Origin of the sequence: Niallia circulans (assembly GCF_007273535.1) — a bacterium.
GTDB classification, from domain to species: Bacteria; Bacillota; Bacilli; order Bacillales; family Cytobacillaceae; genus Niallia; species Niallia circulans_B.
This window is the reverse complement of sequence record NZ_RIBP01000001.1, coordinates 328,895-345,188: the sequence shown is the minus strand read 5'-3', so window position 1 is coordinate 345,188 and position 16,294 is coordinate 328,895. Positions and strand designations below refer to the sequence as shown.

At 33.1% G+C, this 16,294-nt stretch carries 15 protein-coding genes and 1 pseudogene; 2 read left to right on the top strand and 14 right to left on the bottom strand.

Annotated features, from left to right (window positions below):
- Positions 1–425 precede the first annotated feature (425 nt).
- Entirely contained in the window at positions 426–1,202 is a 777-nt protein-coding gene (locus CEQ21_RS02560; protein ID WP_185763112.1) for an SDR family NAD(P)-dependent oxidoreductase, read from the bottom strand.
- Between the two features lie 128 nt (positions 1,203–1,330).
- Here CEQ21_RS02560 and CEQ21_RS02555 point away from each other — a divergent pair, with 128 nt between their 5' ends.
- A complete protein-coding gene (locus CEQ21_RS02555; protein WP_235907145.1) occupies positions 1,331–1,699 on the top strand; it encodes a winged helix-turn-helix transcriptional regulator in 369 nt (122 codons plus the stop codon).
- Between the two features lie 403 nt (positions 1,700–2,102).
- On the opposite strand, the gene CEQ21_RS02550 is transcribed toward CEQ21_RS02555, so the two are convergent.
- The 11 genes and pseudogenes from CEQ21_RS02550 to CEQ21_RS02500 form a co-directional block, all read right to left on the bottom strand.
- Positions 2,103–2,339, bottom strand: coding sequence for a DUF3953 domain-containing protein (locus CEQ21_RS02550; RefSeq protein ID WP_185763111.1), 237 nt, complete (start codon positions 2,337–2,339; stop codon positions 2,103–2,105).
- 203 nt (positions 2,340–2,542) lie between these two features.
- Complete coding sequence (locus CEQ21_RS02545; RefSeq protein ID WP_185763110.1) at positions 2,543–3,730, bottom strand: Ger(x)C family spore germination protein; 1,188 nt, start codon at positions 3,728–3,730, stop codon at positions 2,543–2,545.
- A gap of 873 nt (positions 3,731–4,603) precedes the next feature.
- Positions 4,604–6,445, bottom strand: a complete 1,842-nt coding sequence (locus CEQ21_RS02540) for an alpha/beta fold hydrolase (protein WP_185764062.1) — start codon at positions 6,443–6,445, stop codon at positions 4,604–4,606.
- Positions 6,446–6,504: 59 nt separating this feature from the next.
- On the bottom strand, positions 6,505–7,071 hold the full coding sequence (locus tag CEQ21_RS02535) for a TetR/AcrR family transcriptional regulator (RefSeq protein ID WP_185763109.1): 567 nt from the start codon (positions 7,069–7,071) through the stop codon (positions 6,505–6,507).
- A gap of 599 nt (positions 7,072–7,670) precedes the next feature.
- Positions 7,671–8,714: a flavin-containing monooxygenase gene (locus CEQ21_RS02530; protein WP_185763108.1), complete on the bottom strand. Its 1,044-nt coding sequence runs from the start codon at positions 8,712–8,714 to the stop codon at positions 7,671–7,673.
- Between the two features lie 133 nt (positions 8,715–8,847).
- Positions 8,848–9,360, bottom strand: coding sequence for a DinB family protein (locus CEQ21_RS02525; protein WP_185763107.1), 513 nt, complete (start codon positions 9,358–9,360; stop codon positions 8,848–8,850).
- Positions 9,361–9,640: 280 nt separating this feature from the next.
- On the bottom strand, positions 9,641–10,579 hold the full coding sequence (locus tag CEQ21_RS02520; protein WP_185763106.1) for a DNA/RNA non-specific endonuclease: 939 nt from the start codon (positions 10,577–10,579) through the stop codon (positions 9,641–9,643).
- Positions 10,580–11,228: 649 nt separating this feature from the next.
- Positions 11,229–11,435 (bottom strand): annotated as a pseudogene (locus tag CEQ21_RS02515) (HU family DNA-binding protein); the annotation flags it as partial.
- A gap of 326 nt (positions 11,436–11,761) precedes the next feature.
- The gene (locus CEQ21_RS02510) at positions 11,762–12,292 is read right to left on the bottom strand and encodes a DUF3841 domain-containing protein (protein ID WP_185763105.1); all 531 of its coding nucleotides are present in this window, start codon (positions 12,290–12,292) and stop codon (positions 11,762–11,764) included.
- A gap of 357 nt (positions 12,293–12,649) precedes the next feature.
- Entirely contained in the window at positions 12,650–13,135 is a 486-nt protein-coding gene (locus tag CEQ21_RS02505) for a hypothetical protein (RefSeq protein ID WP_185763104.1), read from the bottom strand.
- A 198-nt stretch (positions 13,136–13,333) separates the two neighbouring features.
- Complete coding sequence (locus tag CEQ21_RS02500; protein WP_185763103.1) at positions 13,334–14,074, bottom strand: SDR family NAD(P)-dependent oxidoreductase; 741 nt, start codon at positions 14,072–14,074, stop codon at positions 13,334–13,336.
- Positions 14,075–14,205: 131 nt separating this feature from the next.
- Between CEQ21_RS02500 and CEQ21_RS02495 the strand changes: the two genes are divergently transcribed.
- Positions 14,206–15,060 (top strand): LysR family transcriptional regulator, encoded by an 855-nt coding sequence (locus CEQ21_RS02495; protein WP_185763102.1) that lies wholly within the window; start codon positions 14,206–14,208, stop codon positions 15,058–15,060.
- Positions 15,061–15,200: 140 nt separating this feature from the next.
- Here the strand turns inward: CEQ21_RS02495 and CEQ21_RS02490 are convergent, their stop codons facing one another.
- Both CEQ21_RS02490 and CEQ21_RS02485 read right to left on the bottom strand, forming a co-directional pair.
- Positions 15,201–15,611, bottom strand: a complete 411-nt coding sequence (locus CEQ21_RS02490; RefSeq protein ID WP_185763101.1) for a hypothetical protein — start codon at positions 15,609–15,611, stop codon at positions 15,201–15,203.
- Positions 15,612–15,788: 177 nt separating this feature from the next.
- Complete coding sequence (locus CEQ21_RS02485; protein ID WP_185763100.1) at positions 15,789–16,208, bottom strand: GNAT family N-acetyltransferase; 420 nt, start codon at positions 16,206–16,208, stop codon at positions 15,789–15,791.
- Between the last annotated feature and the right edge of the window lie 86 nt (positions 16,209–16,294).

Here is a 16,294-nt window from a genome sequence, read left to right as displayed (position 1 = left end):
TTCCATCACTACAGATTGAGTGTTTTTATTTTATACGTTTAATTGTTAAAAAAGATTCTAAATATGTATAATTTTGTATTTTTTTATTCAACTATCCTGCCATTTTTCTACCATAAGCAAATTTCAATTATTACAGGAATACTGCCACGTTAGTACCAGAGCAAAAAAAAGGCATTAATCCTTAAAGAATCAACGCCCCCTACAACTTAAGTATATTTCTTCACAAAGTTAGTGATGAAACCATTTATCTTATAGACGTATACATAGTTAGATTCTATAAGTTAAGGGAGGCAGCAGCTTGAAGTTAATAAATATTAGTATCTCACTTTACTATGATAGCAGTACTTAATATCAGTTTTTTACTGTTGACAAGAGTTTATTGCTAAATCTAAAAGTTTTCATCTTTGATTTAATCGTTCATATTCCTACACATTTAAAAGTATCTTTTTGGTGATTTCTTCTAACTGTTTAGATTTTTGTGCATCAAATGTTTTCATGGATAAATCAACAGATTTTGAAAGTTTATAAGCTGAGAAACTTTGCGATTTTGATTTCTCTATAACGTCAATAATACTTTTTACGATTTCATCAACCTCATGTCCTACTAGAGTGTGAACTACTCTCAAGAATATCCTCATTAATGGATTCGCAAAGACAGATTTAGCTCCAGCAGTTCTTACAGCCATTGGATTATATAGTATGTAACGAATGCCCTTACGTTTGAACCCCGCAGCCAACAAGTCGTTTAGCCGGTTGGCATGAGCGTTAGCTTTCACACTGTTAAACTTACGTCTATATTCTAAATCTTCAAAGTGGACAGTGCTGTAGATGCCTGGGGTAGCGACATTTAAGATAAAAGAGCCATCATTAAATGCTAACCGATTTGAAAGGATGTACCTACTTAAATACTGCAATGCAAAAGTAAATTCTAAATCTTCTTGTGTGATTAAAACGTCATTACGAGCTGTTTGTAGGACAGCACAAAGAATCAATCCATCGATTGCACCATAGGTGCTTTGGATAATCTCGATGATACGGTAGTTTTCTGAAGCAAGGCTCAGATCTGCTTGAAGATAAATAGCATTAGGCAAATCGCCTTTATTTCTACTTACGATAATGACTCTATCCCCAGCAGCTAAATAATACTTCGCTAGTCCTTCGCCAATACCACTAGTGCCTCCTATAATTAATAATGTTTTCATGGTTGAATCCCCCATATTTTTGGTTTACTATTTGTACTAGTATGATTATCGTACTGTGTTATATCTAATTCAAGTACGCAAAAATTACTTACTAAGTACGTTAGACAATACTAAGGAGTCAAAAAACCATGAACATACCAAATTTACATGAATTAATGTCCCTAAATTTAAATAATAAAGAAGACTGTAATCCAGGTATTAATCCGCTTAATCCTGTTTTTAATGTCTTGCAAGGAAAGTGGAAGAATCAAGTACTATTTGAAATTATTGCTTTGAAAAACGCTCGTTTTGGTCAACTTACTCGTGCCATACCAAAAATTACAAATACTATGCTATCCTCGACCTTACGTGAACTAGAAAAGGATGGTTTAATCATAAGGAAACAATATAATGAAATTCCCCCACGTGTTGAATATTCAATTACAGAAAAAGGAGAAGATTTACTTCCAGTTTATTATGAAATGTATAAGTGGGGCATCAAGCATCAAAAAAATTAGATGAGCCTTAATGGACTTTTTCTAAAAAACTCCGTATATATTTAACACAGTTCTAATTGTTATATTCCTTTTTTTATATAATTCCACTTTGAGAAGTTTGAGTATTTAAATTCAAGTTGCATCCCTGCATTTTTAGTTTTAGTGTATAAGTAACTATACGACTAAATAGAAAAAAAGCTTGCTTACTTCTCAAATTAAATTGCTAAGTTTATGTCATATCAATTTCTTCAAATAATCCTGATACATGCCAATAATTTTAATAAGACAAAAACCACCCATTTATAGGATTAAACCAAACCATCAACGCTAACTATTGATGGTTTGGTTTGTATATTGCTGCATCCTTCTTTCACGTTATATTATTAATGCCCATATTAATACATAATCAACAACTCAAATCTTTTTATGTTTCAAAAAACATAATATAAAAAGACCCCAAAATAAAGAATCCAGCTAGAAGTAACATTAAAATTGGGGCAATATTATCTATTTTCTTTAGTTCTGAAAACCCAATAACTAATAATAGTAAACCCAGAAAAAAATACATAAAAGAAAATATGAGTGTACTATCTGTTATAGTTCCAAACAGAGCTAGTATAGCTGCAAGAAAACCAAGAATAATTTTTAATAGTCTAAACAACCTAGTTCCTCCCTATACAAAAAGAAGCCTATCATCAGTAGACATAGTTGTCCCTGAGTGACAGGCTCCTCCAATTACAGTTCATATTATTGTTTCTTAAGGTATCATAGTTCGAAAGTTCTTGTCAAACATGTACGGTTACTCAATTGAAAAGTCTCTAATAAATAATCATTTAACAAAATAACTTAATTACAAAGTAAAAGCTAATTCGTAATAAAACGTTCTTTTCTTAATCCACTTCTTTTAATTTCCGAATTGAAAGAAATATGCATCTGTGCTTTAGCATATCCATCATCCCATGTATCTTTATATTTCTTGAAGTTTTTATAATCCTGTTCTCTTAAGAGACCACCAAACCCAAAAATATCTGCATTAAATTGTTCTTTTGTTTTTATTATGAAGTCTTTTATCTCGCTTTCCATTTCTTTGTTTATAGATGCTTCTAGTTTCTCAAAAGCACTTGCATTTCCTAACTTATTGGGACAAGTTGTACCATCCAATATGCCTTCTGTCTTAATCTTTATGTAAAAGTGAGGGATACCATTCACCTCTTTTGCCTTTATCTTCGTACTTGAATGTATAACACGATATTCAAACTTTTTTCCTCCTTCTTCACAATTAGCTGTAATGGCTGTAGTTTTTATATTATCTTGGACGAAGAGTAAATCCCTTACTTCAGCTAGCGATGCATATCCTACCAATTTCCCGCTTTTAAATGCTCCTAATGAGTTTACTTTTACTTGAGCTTCTGGATCTTCACTTTTTAAATTTTCGATATTCCCTCCTTTTTTTGGATCTCCAATTAATTGGACTGCTGGTAGTACTGGAGCCTGTCCTTCTGAATTATAGATACGAGTATAATCATTCAACTTAATATCAGGTGCTCCTCCCCAGTCCTTTTGCATAGTAGTTAATTGCGTAAATAATTTAAGAGAAGCACTTTTTTTGTACATATTATTTACTTTTAATATATCTTCGGCATTTCCTTCTCTTGCGATAACAATCATAAAGTCATCTCTAATTTGGCGATTTCGATCGAAAAAATCCATAAAATCCAACATACCTTCTTTGGCTAGTTTTTCACTAATAACTAAAACTCTCATATGAGAATATATTGGAATTGTTGCATTTACGATATTAAATTTAGAAACAAGTTCTGCAACCGAATTACCTTCTAAAGAAGCCACAGTTGATGGGGCTTGGCCAGTTGCTGTTAGAGCTGTCATCTCTCTGGCCTCAGTAGTTTCAATAGTTAGTTTATATTTAAATGATTCTCCTTTATCTACTGCCATCCCTGTAACAATCGAAGTTTTTGATAACTCGTTTCTATCCCAACAACCTGATAAAATAGGGATAAAACATAACAGCATTAACCAGTTTAACCACTTCATAAATTAATCTCCTAGACAATTGTTACATAGTTACTTTTTTTATTTTGTGAGTTATAAGTTAAAATTATCCATGAATATTCTTCAGAAACGTCTTCCACTAATCTGCCACGTCACTACTGTTTCATAATAAGTCCTTTCCTTTTTACTACAAGCTTTTAAAAAACCACACCTTTCAATTTTATTCATTATTAAGTATATTTTTAAAGGTTTACTCACTATAATATTAATAAATTCAACTTAAATGGAATATTCTTTAATGAAAAATACTATTAACTTGCAATTGGTAAGAGTACGTTAAGTGGAGCTGTTTTTCGTTAAGGTGGAGATGAGTTTGTTGTTAATCTCATTGGGCGTGTTAGTAAAGAGCTGATAAATGATATAGCAACTACTCTTATTCTTAGGAATTTTACACTCCAATTTAGGTTCTTTTATTGCCGTACTTGGATTAAAATTAATATTCTCTTCTTGCGCCCATCTGAATAACGACTTAATAAAGCAAATGTCATGACATAAACTAGATGCTTTTAATTCACCCGCAACTTCTCCGAGATACAGTTTGATAGTTTCCGTTGTATTTCTACTATCTCAACATTACCTAAGTGCTTTATGAACAAGGCAGATTCAATCTTATAAGCTTTCAATGTCTGGGAAGAGTATCCTTGAATTTGTTTATCTGCTTTATATAATTGCCAAGCTTCAGATAAAATCATATTCATCTTTCCTATCTTTTTATCAATTAGGAAGTTGGTAGTGCTTTCACAATAACCAAAGCTGACGGCTTTGGTTCAATCAAGTTACTTAGAAAATAATCATAGTAACTTATAAACCGCCAGATTTACTGAGATCAGTTTATATTAGTTTGTAACTAATGTTTCAAATTTTCATATTTCCCAAGATGACATGTGCTGTTTCATTTGGGTGACTTAGTGGAAAATGATGCCCATATGGAAGCATCGTGACTTCCCCCAGCTTGATAGGGATCTGGTAAGCCCTATCCTGATCACCCCAAATAATTTCAATATTACTGTTTGCACGAACGTTCATCTCCGTTTCTTCCTTTCTCGATGACCATTCGTCCAATAAAACGGTCGTATTTAAAATTCTCGGGGAGGTAAAGCTACGTTTAACTTTTGCAATATAGTGCACAGGAATTTGCTCAGCGATGGAGAACAATCCTGTTTCCAAGCAATACTTTTCTAACCGACTATAACTTGCTGTCTTTAAAGCCCACTTTTTTATAAGGATTGGAAATTCTGTCGTAACCTTCTTCATCAGAGGCGGTTGAAGTAGTGTGACAGTATCCTCTGGACGAAAATAATTATCTTTGTGTGCAGCTATTAACACAAGTGCACCAAATGAATGACCAATAAAGTGAGCACCTTCCACAACCTGTGACAATAAATTTTTAACTGTTTGAAGCAAAGCAGTCATCATAGATTTCCCCTTTTGAAAAGGTGAACGTCCCAATCCAGGCAAATCAACAATCCACACAGGTCGACCTGTTTTTTCATGTAACTGAATCCCTAGAGGAAATAAATCTTCTCCATCACTTAATAAACCATGGAACAAGATAAATGGCTTTCCTTCTCCGCTTGTTTGATAAACAACGACATTACCGATAAGTACTCTATTAAATCTGGAATCTATTTGCTGATGAGGATACGTTATACGATAATCTATATCTGCGATTACAACCGGTAAAAAGTTCTTTACACTCGTCGTCCGGAACCAATCTGATCCCATTACTTTTTTTACCTTGGCATTTGAGAAGTCTTTATTCGTTAAAAAGTTTAAACTATCTGCTGGAATTCCAGTTATTTTACTTCCGCCGCTATTCAGTAATAATCTCATGATCTGTATTGGAATAGCCTTAGTGGGTGCCTTTACATTCAAACTTTCCGCCATGATACGAAGTAATTCAGATACATTTAGATCCATTTGACGGTCTGGGACGAGTGTATATGTATGGCTCTTCGGCTGCTTTTGATTTAAAATTCGGACAATAAATTTTGCTAAAGCATCATTTGCAATCAGTGGAATTCGATAATTCCCCCCACCAGGAACAACAGGCATAAGACCTTTACGCATACTTTTTACCAGCAACCCTAATCCATCCACCTGTTCTGTACTCCCAGTCTGACTAGGACCAACAACTGTAGGGGGATTAATTACCGAAATAGGATAACCTACTTTTTTTGCCTGTTGCCGCATATAGAGATCAGCTAAAAATTTTGTACGTTCGTAATGATTTTTTATTTCTAATTCGTATGCATCTTGAAATACATTAATATCTATATCGCTGTTGTCATCATTAAATGGACTCATATACCCTACTACATGGATAAAATGTTCTAAACCTTTTGTTACATGTATGCTTTCAGCAATTTCACTCACATATTTTGCACCGTTTAAAAACGCTGACGTCGCTTGTTTTTCAGAGATACTAATATTCATAGGTCCACCTGCATGAATGATTACATCACTCTGCTTTACTTGTTGCAAGTCCTCTTCTCCTAATCCTAACCCTTCCTTAGTTAAATCACCTTCTACAAGTTGCAATAGATTTCTGTGTAGATACCCGCTTTCTTCAAACAACTTGATTGCTTTACTTTTAGACCTTACCAACAGGAAAATTTCGACCTGCTCCGTTGCTATTTGTTGCACTAATTGCTTACCAATAAAACCAGTTCCACCTATTAATAAAATTCTTTTCATCATTCACCCTCCATTTTAGTACTAATCAGTACTAATTTTGTGTAAAAAAAATTGCCTCTTTAATGAAGCAACTTCATAAATTGTTGAGCTGTTTTTGTAATGATTGTTGCATCCTTTTGCGTTTCTGCAATAAATAACGCGCCTTCCAAATTGGTAATAAATAATGAGGCTATTTCTTCCGGCTGGATTGCCTTTCGAAATTCCCCTCTTTCGATTCCTTGAGCAATAAGCAAACTGACCTTTGATTGCAATTCGGCAAAAAACAAGCCAATTCTTTCTTTCAGTTGGGTAGCTTGTGCCGGGCTTTGAATTGCCAGTGTAATAAATGGACAACTTCCTTTAAACTCCCTCACTTGCACACCTTGTGCTAATTGCATTAAAAACATGGTCACTCGTTGCTCGACCGAAAGTTGTTGCTGGTTTATCACCTCTTCTATTGCAAAATGGTACTTAGCAATCCAATAATCAACCACAGCTTCTAATAACTCTTCTTTGTTCGAGAAATGATAATACACATTTGACTTGGACACTTTACTGACTCGAACCAATTCATCCATGCTTGTGTATGCAAATCCCTTTTCTAAAAATAAAATCGCTGCTACTTCAATGACATGCTTTCGATTCATTAATTTATTCTTCATCATATTTAGTACTATATAGTACTAATAAATATTTTTCAAGGAAAATCGGTGAAGGTAGGAAATAATTTATAGCCCACCCAAAAAAACTAATCATTAATAGCTTTTGAAACGATTATTGAACAAATCACTTATATAAATAAAATCTATACAGATCTCTCACGTTTTTGACTGACGAGGAACTTAGCAGTCTAGACTTTGGGAACGACTTGAAGACAGAAGAACAAGGGGCAGCAACTAGTGTGTGGTGTGCAACAAGCCCGAGTCTTAAAGATAAGGGTGGAAGTTTACTGTTTAGATGTTAATATTGCCAAGGCTGTATCCACCCCAAAGGAGATGCCGGGAGTCCTACCATGGGCTACGGATCCTGATTCAGCACAACGCTTGTGGCAGCTTAGTGAAGAACTTGCTGGAGTAAAGTTTAGTATTTAAACAATCAGTAGTCTTTTATATTGTTTTATTAAAGTCTTTTCCTAGTTATAAATTTAGTAGGGATGTCAATTACATGACCTCCCTACTATTAAACAATTCATTTCCTAATAAGCCTCTTTTCTTTCATAAGAATGGATATTTTTTTTTTAATACAGCTAGCTGTTTTTCATTATATGTTTGATAATATACTGTGCATCATAGCCTACACCTTGAAGTAGTGCTGATCCACGTCGAAACTGCCATGGTAAACCAATAAAATATAATCCTTTTTCGCTTGTAATCCCTCGTTCATGTACTATCTTTCCTTCGTTATCATATAAATAATCAAACTGTAACCAAGGTAGTGATATCCTGAAACCAGTAGCCCATATAATATTGTTAACTTCTATCGAGGATGAATCTTCAAATATAATCCTATCTTGATTCGTACTAATCACTTTTGCTTTTGCGGTTATCTGCCTCTTCTTAATGGCCTCTTTTAGTTCCAATCCAAAGATAGGATCTCCTTTACTCTGAATTAATTTACCTAAAAAGGAGGTATTATTAGCTCTTAATATCCCTAATTTATCAAACCACCAAAAAATACTCCTTTTTCCGATAATCAGGGGTAAAAAAATTAGTTTGTTACTATGCGCCAAATACACATCTCTTTCCTTTGAAAGCTCAACGGCTATTTGTGCTCCACTATTCCCAGCACCTACAACTAATACATTTCCGTTAGTAAGTTGCTGTGGATTCTTATATTCCGATGAGTGTATTTGATAAATGTTTGGTGATAAGCATTTCGCTAGTGAGGGTATATGAGGTGACTGAAATGGTCCAGTTGCTATCACAAGATTTTTTGCAGTAAATTCCTCCAGACGGGTTTTTACAATAAATAATCCATCCTCTTTCGTTACATGTATTATCTCCTTGTTAAGTTTTATCGGAAGTTCATATTTGTTCGCATAACTATTTAAATATGCTGCAATTTCATCTTTATTAGGAAATCCATGAATTTCCCCCTCCATTTCCATTTCAGGTAAAGAACAATACATTCTAGGCGTAAATAAAGTTAAGGAATCGTATCTATCCCTCCAACTCTCCCCTATTTTGGACCCTTTATCTAGAATAACAAATTTTTTATTAGTTTTTTTTAAGTAATAGCCAACGGAAAGCCCAGCTTGACCAGCACCGATAATAATAGTGTCATATAACATAAAAATTAAACCCCTCACTAAATATGAATATACGTTCATATTTACATATTATGAATAAAACTAGAAATAATCAACTACAAGTTTATATTTCTAATTCAAATTTATTTTATTTTTTCAGTCTATCTTATTCAAATCATTTTTTATTATTTAACAACTCCCTCTCATCTAATCCCAATATGTCTGTATTATTAGGTATGTAACCAAGTATTCGCAGCATTGCTACAATTTGCCCTTTATGATGAAATTCATGTGTAATAGAATGAGTTAATAATTGGTGTGGTGTTTTCCTTATAGCTCCAATGCCTATCTTCCAAGAAGGTTCTTTTTCGATAATATCATCAAATTTATCGGTAAATTGATCAAATACAATATCTACATATTTGTCCGCTTGTTGAAAATAAAGTTGAATATCTCCTATCTGCATCTCATTGATTACTTCCTTTGTTAGTAGGGGTGAAGTTGTCTTTGAAAGTATAAAAGAACCCAGCCAAGCATGATAGCAACCTGCCACATGTACTAAAGAATCTTTTATACTTTGAAAACCAAAGCCAAATTCTTTTGTAAAATCATATTCGTTCAGTTCTTTACACTGGTCTAATAAAATCTGTCTTGTTTGTTTTACCCATTCATATTCTGTTTTTTCCATAACTATCTCTCCTTATAAATCTTAATTATGCGAATACTCTTATAATAATAACATTTTTCAACGATTATTTATCTAAACTACCCTTTTTGTGACACAAGAACAGAGCTATTCATTTACTTATAAACAAAACACTCCCCGTCAAGAGAGTGTTTTGTTATTAGTTTATTTCTGTATGATAATTAATTATTTTCAACTTTGTAGATCTTATTCCAAGCTAACATAACAAAAAACGCAATAGCTTCACCAACGCTATAAAGATCTCTAACTAAAGTTCTAGTTCTTACTCTCCTACCATACCATCGTTATCATTATCTCTCATATATTTGTACAACCAGTGATCACTAGTTATCGGCATACTGAAACCTGCTGCTTTTGCTTCTGCGATTGTCACTTGTCCATTACCGTTTGTATCAACACTAGAAAGATCCTCTTCATTTTTGGAAGAACTGGCTGTATCGGACTCGGAGTCCTTATTTCCGGTTAATCCAAGTGATTCATTTACTTCGTCAGGGTTTACATTTTGAAATGAATCAGTAATGACATTTCCCTTTATTGTATAAGTATACTGATAACTAGAAGGAATCTGCGTTTTCGTATCCTGATAGGTGATATTCGCTTCAAAATTAGTGGCTCCACCTGCCTTGCGAATCGCATCCTCTAAATAGGCTTGGTCACCATGGCGATTGAGTGTGCTATCTTGTGGAGTAATATTATAAGCATTCGATACCCCTCCGAGAGAATCCGCAATGATATGTCCTTCATCTAAATCGGCCCTTTCAACGCCAGGAACCTTTGCCTCATCCGAATAGTAGCGGCCAGACGATAATACAGGTTCGGTTTTGTCATCTTGTAAAATGATTTCGTCTGCAATGACACGTACTAATTGTCCGTATTCATTCGTAAATGCCCAATAATCACGATCCCCGTATCCAATGTTAACGACAACATTCGATTTACGATTTCCAGACAAATCACCCCCATCTACTTCTAGAGGTTCGTATCCGGCAAACCGCTTATCATTTGATTCAATTGATTTCCCCTCTGCTACTGATTCATCTACAACCGTATTGGCAGCTTCTTCAGTTTGATTATTACTATCTGTTGCTGTAGTTACTTCTTGTGAATCTTTTTCTGTGGTGGCTGCATCATCAAGGTTGGTACAACCAACCATGATAATGGCCGTTAATAGTAAAATTAAATAGTTTATTTTTGTTTTCATTTTAGGAATCTCCTATGTCAGTTTCATGTTGTTTATTGCAAAAATCTCGGAATGTTAAAATAGAAATAGATTTGTTGTTAACCTATTGCCCCAATGTTAATAGTATATTCCAAGATTGACTTTATTTCAGTATTTATTTTACTCGAAGCGATGCGGAGAAGTACCTAAATATCGAGACGGGTTTATAATAACTATATAATCCCTACCTTAGTGTATTAAACTCCCTCAATAAACCAATAGATTTCTCTTGGATATCAAATTTAACGCAGAATCGGAGCGTTAACTCCTAAAACAAGCGATAATCCTTCTTAGAATGAAATTGAATATAACAAAAAAGCGTCTACTTCCTCATATACCAAGGAATTAGACGCATTTTCAACCAATATCATTAAACGTTAATAAGAAATTAACACAGACTTGAAGATTCATAACTTCACTGATAAAATTTACTCAGCCATTGCATTTTCTAATACTACCCTGTTGGTTTCACATACTTCTGTACATAGAACCAGCTATAACCAGCCCGGTTATATACATATCCAGGTTCGTATGTGAGCATACTGTCTAAAATTAATTACCCTTAAATAGATAAATTAAAAGGCATATTAAAAGAGGTAGAGGATTAATTCCCCTACCATACTAAGTTTCATTATTCTTTTACAGCATCTTTTAAGTTTTTTCCGGCTTTAAAAGTAGGTACTTTACTTGCTGCAATTTCTATTTCTTCACCAGTTTGAGGATTACGTCCTTTTCTTGCAGCACGTTCACTAACAGAAAAAGAACCAAATCCTAGAATCTCTACTTTTTCACCATTTTTTAATGCTGTTGTGATTGTTTCCATTACGGAGTCAATTACTCTAGTTGAGTTGCATTAATAAGTTCTGTTTTGTTCATATATGTACCTCCTAGAAATCAGTCCTTCAAATAGAACACTATTAGTATTTCACAAACTTTTTTATTTCGCAATTTTAAAGCTAATGACTTGGAGCCTTATTAAAAAGGTAGTATCAGATGTGACATAATATGTACCACTTAGGAAGCTCTTATGAAACAAACGCCCCCGATAGCTTAAGTACGTTGTTTCACAAACTTTCCTCTATTATAAGGAATGCTTTCATGTTTGTTCTAAAACATTTGCATTTTGCTATTATCCCCAGGGATAACGGCTTGGTAAGAAAGGTATTAATAATGTTTACTACTTTTAGCAATAAATCTTGTTACTTTTTTGACCATACTCATAGTAATCTTTGGTGTAACACCTTGAATCCACTCTTCATTTAATTTACCATTCCTTCTCAATAGATTTAAGTCAAAAATCTTTTCCCACGTTTCTTCAGTAGGATAGCTCTCCTCATCCTCTATATATCTTTCCCATTCATCCTCTGACTCTAGAAGTGGGGCATTATTCAGTACAAAATGCCATTGATCAAAGTCAGACCATAAAATTCTATCTTCAGGTATCTCTAAAGTAAGTATTACTCCTTTTGTCCCTTTACTAAGCAAATCATGTTCATTTCTATTAACATTTCTCTTCCAAACCCAAATAGGGTAATCCTTACCGTTGTATCCTTCAATCTTCTTTTCCATTTGCTTCATCATCCATTGATAAGGTTTTTTAAAGTCTTCACAAACGAACTTCTCATCACCGATTAAATATCCTTGTTCCCTCATACGGTAATATGTTTCTAACTCTTGAACTGTATAAACTTTCATATATACACCAACCTTACATCTCTTTTTCCATCATTATTCTTCTTCATTTCTTTAGTTTAGTCTTTATGCTTGTTCTGTGTCTATTACTATTAATGATTAGATAAATTTACACTTTCTGTTTTTATTTTTTGTTTAGCTTTTCAAATTTCAAGATGTTACTTTAATAGCCTAAAAAAGGAATACTTCATAATGAAGAATCCCTCTAGTTTGTTCTATTGAATAGAAATTTCCGCTTTTCATCGTTTTTTTCTTTCACTATCCTGCCGCGTTTGTTCCAGAACAATAAAGAAGCATTAATCCCTACTGGAATAACGCCTCCAATAACTAGTACTTTTCTTTACTATTTTCCAGTTAAGTTCACAAAAACATATCGCTTTCGCTTAAGCTCCATAGATACTCACTTTCCCATTTGAACTTTCCATTAGATTGCTTAAGTTGTCTTTTCACCAATTCTAATTCATAGAAACTTAAATTTGTTTTTTCTACAATCTCTTCGTTTGATTTACCTTCTCTTAAGAGTGCTCTTGCTTTCTCGTAACTTGATACCTCAAATTCAAAATAACCATGATATAGTCTGATCTGCTCTCTTACATCCTTTAATTCCACATAGCTTGTTGATATCATGTGAACAAGTTCTTCATCCGTTTTTCCTAATTGAATCAAGCTTCTTGCGATACGGTACCTTTCATTTACAGTTCCTGTACCATAACCCATCCTATACCCGTCATCCCAAGCGGTATCATAGCATTCTTTACAATGAAGGCATTTATCTTGGTCTTTCTTAACAAATCCTGTAAGAAAAATTACAGTAATTAATGTTAAAAGAAAAAATGTTTGTTTCATAAAGCCACACCTTTTTAACTTAGTATGACCTGATACCAAAGAGTCAAATACGCATTATTCATTTTTCTCCTTCTTCCACTATCCTACCATGTTTATGACATAAGAGATTTTTCTCTTTATTAATACAAGAATGCTTTTTTTGATGAATAAATGTAAAATGATAGCTTATCCTGTCCTTATAAAATAAACCCTCTTAAATTAGAGGGTTTGACCATTATCTATAGTAAATACTTGCCCCGTTATAGACTCTTGAGTTAGTTGAAAAATTATAGCTTCTGCTATATCCTCTGGTGTGGAAATCCTTTGTAGTGGTAATTTACCTGCAAGTTGATACATCTTCTTTTCATTACCAGCCCACCACTTTGTTTCTACAGCTCCAGGAGAAATACTATTAACTCTTATTGAAGGTGCCAATGCAATAGCTAAGGACCTTGTCATTGTATGTATAGCAGATTTTGTTGCTGCATATGGGATGGACGAACCTATACCAGTAATTCCTGCTACACTTCCCATATTTACTATTACTCCAGATTGTTGTTTTTTCATATAAGGGACAACAGCTTTTATGCAATAGAACATTCCCTTCACATTTACACTGAAAAGAGAATCCCATATTTCATCTGTTACTGTATCTAAGTCATCCATAGCTATTTGAGCTGTAATACTCGCGTTGTTTACTAAGCCATCGACAGATCCAAAAGTTTGAACAGTTTGATATACTAATTCCTTTACTTCCTTTTCTTTTGCTACATTTGCTTTATGAGCAATAGCTATCCCTCCATTTTGTTTTATCTCATTGACAACTTTAAGAGCTTCCATATCAGATTGGTTGTAATTTATCACTACTTTTGCACCCTCAGCTGCTAGTTTTACAGCTGTAGCTCTTCCTACTCCAGTGCCACCACCAGTTATAATTACTACTTTATTCTTTAATCTCATTTCAATATCATCCTTACTTATTTTTAAATTATTTGTACTATTACATTATGCTTTAATCAAAATGAAGAGTATAATACAGAATAATGAGATAGGTATCATTATAAATGATACCAGCGAGAAGGGTGAAACTATTGGAAAGTCATGAATTAAAGATTTTCAAACACGTTGCAGAACTGCAATCAGTATCTAAAGCTGCGGAAAAATTGGGATATGTACAACCAAATGTTAGTCAACGGATTAAGAATTTAGAAAATGAACTAGGTGTTCGGTTATTTATGCGCAATAATCGGGGAGTAACATTGACTGAAGAAGGGAAAAAATTATTAGATTATACAAATGAAATATTACAATTAATAGATGAAGCTAAGACAGCTGTTAATCCTAACAAATGGAGAGAACCATTAAAAATAGGGGCCTCTCAAACAATTTCTGCAGTTAAAATTCCTCACTTACTTTCTTCTTTTTTAAAAGAATATAATAATATAGATGTAAAAGTAAGAACAAATAATAATTTGACGTTAGAAAAAATGCTTTTCTATGGTGAAGTTGATGGTATATTTGTAAATAGTAGTAAAAATATAACTAATTGCGATGTTATTTATAGTTACTTTGAGAAAATAGTACTAATAACTCCTAAACTTAATCCCTTTGACATTAATTCTAATCATACGTTAATAGTTAATAGTGATGTAAATTGCATATATCGAAAACAATTATTGGAGTTGTCCAAAGAAAGCAACTTTCATAGTTCCAATATCATTGAGTTTGAATCACTAGAATCCATTATTCAAGCAGTTCATGATGGACTTGGTATTAGCATAATACCTGCAGACATTGCAGCAAATCGAAAAAGTACAAAAGAAATCATATTCACAGAATTACCTAAAAAAATACAAGTAGACTTTTTAATTAAGAACAAAAAACAGCAAACACCAGGTTTAAAAAAATTCATTCGCTTTTTGCAAATAAACAACAATAAAAAATAACAGTGGTTATATTAGGCAGTCATACTATATACTGCCTTTTTTGTGAGTGAATTCACTTAAACTAAGCTGCCATTATTGTTCCATAAGAAAAGGACTTTCCTAGTTAACTGAGGAAAGTCTGTTAATTTAACAAGAGATATTCATTTTTCAAATCTAACTAGTGTTTTTTCAGGTATATTAATTTGGTTAATATCAAAATCATTTATTTGGAGAGTTGTTTCACCCTCACGCTTATCAGCTTCTTCTCCTACCCAACAACTATACAATTCAAAAAAATCGTCTTTCTTTATATAATTATCCATAATTTCACATAATTTTATAAGCTTCTTTTTCGATTGTGCACACGTTTCCGGGTTCATATATTCACTAATTTCAATTCCCCAATTACTTGATACTTCATAAACGTAAGGAGTAGTAAACTGATATTTTTTTACATCTAGCAGATTAAGCTCATCCGCAAAGCAGCTTCCAATATAAAAAAATTCATCTGAAAATTCATCATCATTAATGAGTATTTCTATATTACACCCTATATAAGTAGCCAAACTCATTACAATCCCCCCTGGACTTTTTTGTATAAAAACATTCTACTATCTCTTCTAGACTTTTGACACACTAAATATACGTACTTATATGTGAATAATTACACTTAAACTAACCTGCCCCTTTAGCGACATAATAAAAGGGCACCTTATATTTAAGGAAAGCCCCCGTAGTTGAACAAGAAATTATTTGGTTTTATAGTAAATTATCTCAGGATCTCCTTCATCTAAATTTTCAATTAATCCACTTTGTAAGAATCCACTTGCTTTAAAAACTTCTTGCATCCTTTGATTTGATTTATTGGTTGAAGAGAAAATTTTCTTTGTTGGCGAAATGTTTATAAAATATTCAATAAGCGATGTAGCGTATCCTTTACGCCTTTCAGTTGGACTAACAATTATTAGTGAAATGAAACTACAACCAAAGAAATTGGTATCAAATATTAAAAAACCAACTATAAGATTCTTATCATTAGCAACTATACATCTCTCTTCTTTAATAGCTTTCCTAATGGATTCACACCTGCATTTTTTACCGATTACTAGTTCATCAATTTTCACTATATCATCTAAATTAATTAATTGAGCCATTTTTAATGATTTCAAAATGTAGTCTCCTTAACTTTTTAGATTACTAAATTCGATACTAAATAAAACAAATACTTCTTATGTAAAACTGCCCCTATAGTACC

What these genes read in the sequence shown, in the direction of transcription:
- CEQ21_RS02530 (WP_185763108.1), bottom strand. Translation starts at nt 8,714, where the DNA reads ATGTTATATGACACTATTATTATCGGTGCTGGTCAAGCTGGGCTTTCC.
- CEQ21_RS02510 (WP_185763105.1), bottom strand. Translation starts at nt 12,292, where the DNA reads ATGAAAGTTTATACAGTTCAAGAGTTAGAAACATATTACCGTATGAGG.
- CEQ21_RS02555 (WP_235907145.1), top strand. Translation starts at nt 1,331, where the DNA reads ATGAACATACCAAATTTACATGAATTAATGTCCCTAAATTTAAATAAT.
- CEQ21_RS02535 (WP_185763109.1), bottom strand. Translation starts at nt 7,071, where the DNA reads ATGAATCGAAAGCATGTCATTGAAGTAGCAGCGATTTTATTTTTAGAA.
- CEQ21_RS02505 (WP_185763104.1), bottom strand. Translation starts at nt 13,135, where the DNA reads ATGAAACAAACATTTTTTCTTTTAACATTAATTACTGTAATTTTTCTT.
- CEQ21_RS02540 (WP_185764062.1), bottom strand. Translation starts at nt 6,445, where the DNA reads ATGAAAAGAATTTTATTAATAGGTGGAACTGGTTTTATTGGTAAGCAA.
- CEQ21_RS02500 (WP_185763103.1), bottom strand. Translation starts at nt 14,074, where the DNA reads ATGAGATTAAAGAATAAAGTAGTAATTATAACTGGTGGTGGCACTGGA.
- CEQ21_RS02525 (WP_185763107.1), bottom strand. Translation starts at nt 9,360, where the DNA reads ATGGAAAAAACAGAATATGAATGGGTAAAACAAACAAGACAGATTTTA.
- CEQ21_RS02520 (WP_185763106.1), bottom strand. Translation starts at nt 10,579, where the DNA reads ATGAAAACAAAAATAAACTATTTAATTTTACTATTAACGGCCATTATC.
- CEQ21_RS02560 (WP_185763112.1), bottom strand. Translation starts at nt 1,202, where the DNA reads ATGAAAACATTATTAATTATAGGAGGCACTAGTGGTATTGGCGAAGGA.
- CEQ21_RS02545 (WP_185763110.1), bottom strand. Translation starts at nt 3,730, where the DNA reads ATGAAGTGGTTAAACTGGTTAATGCTGTTATGTTTTATCCCTATTTTA.
- CEQ21_RS02490 (WP_185763101.1), bottom strand. Translation starts at nt 15,611, where the DNA reads ATGAGTTTGGCTACTTATATAGGGTGTAATATAGAAATACTCATTAAT.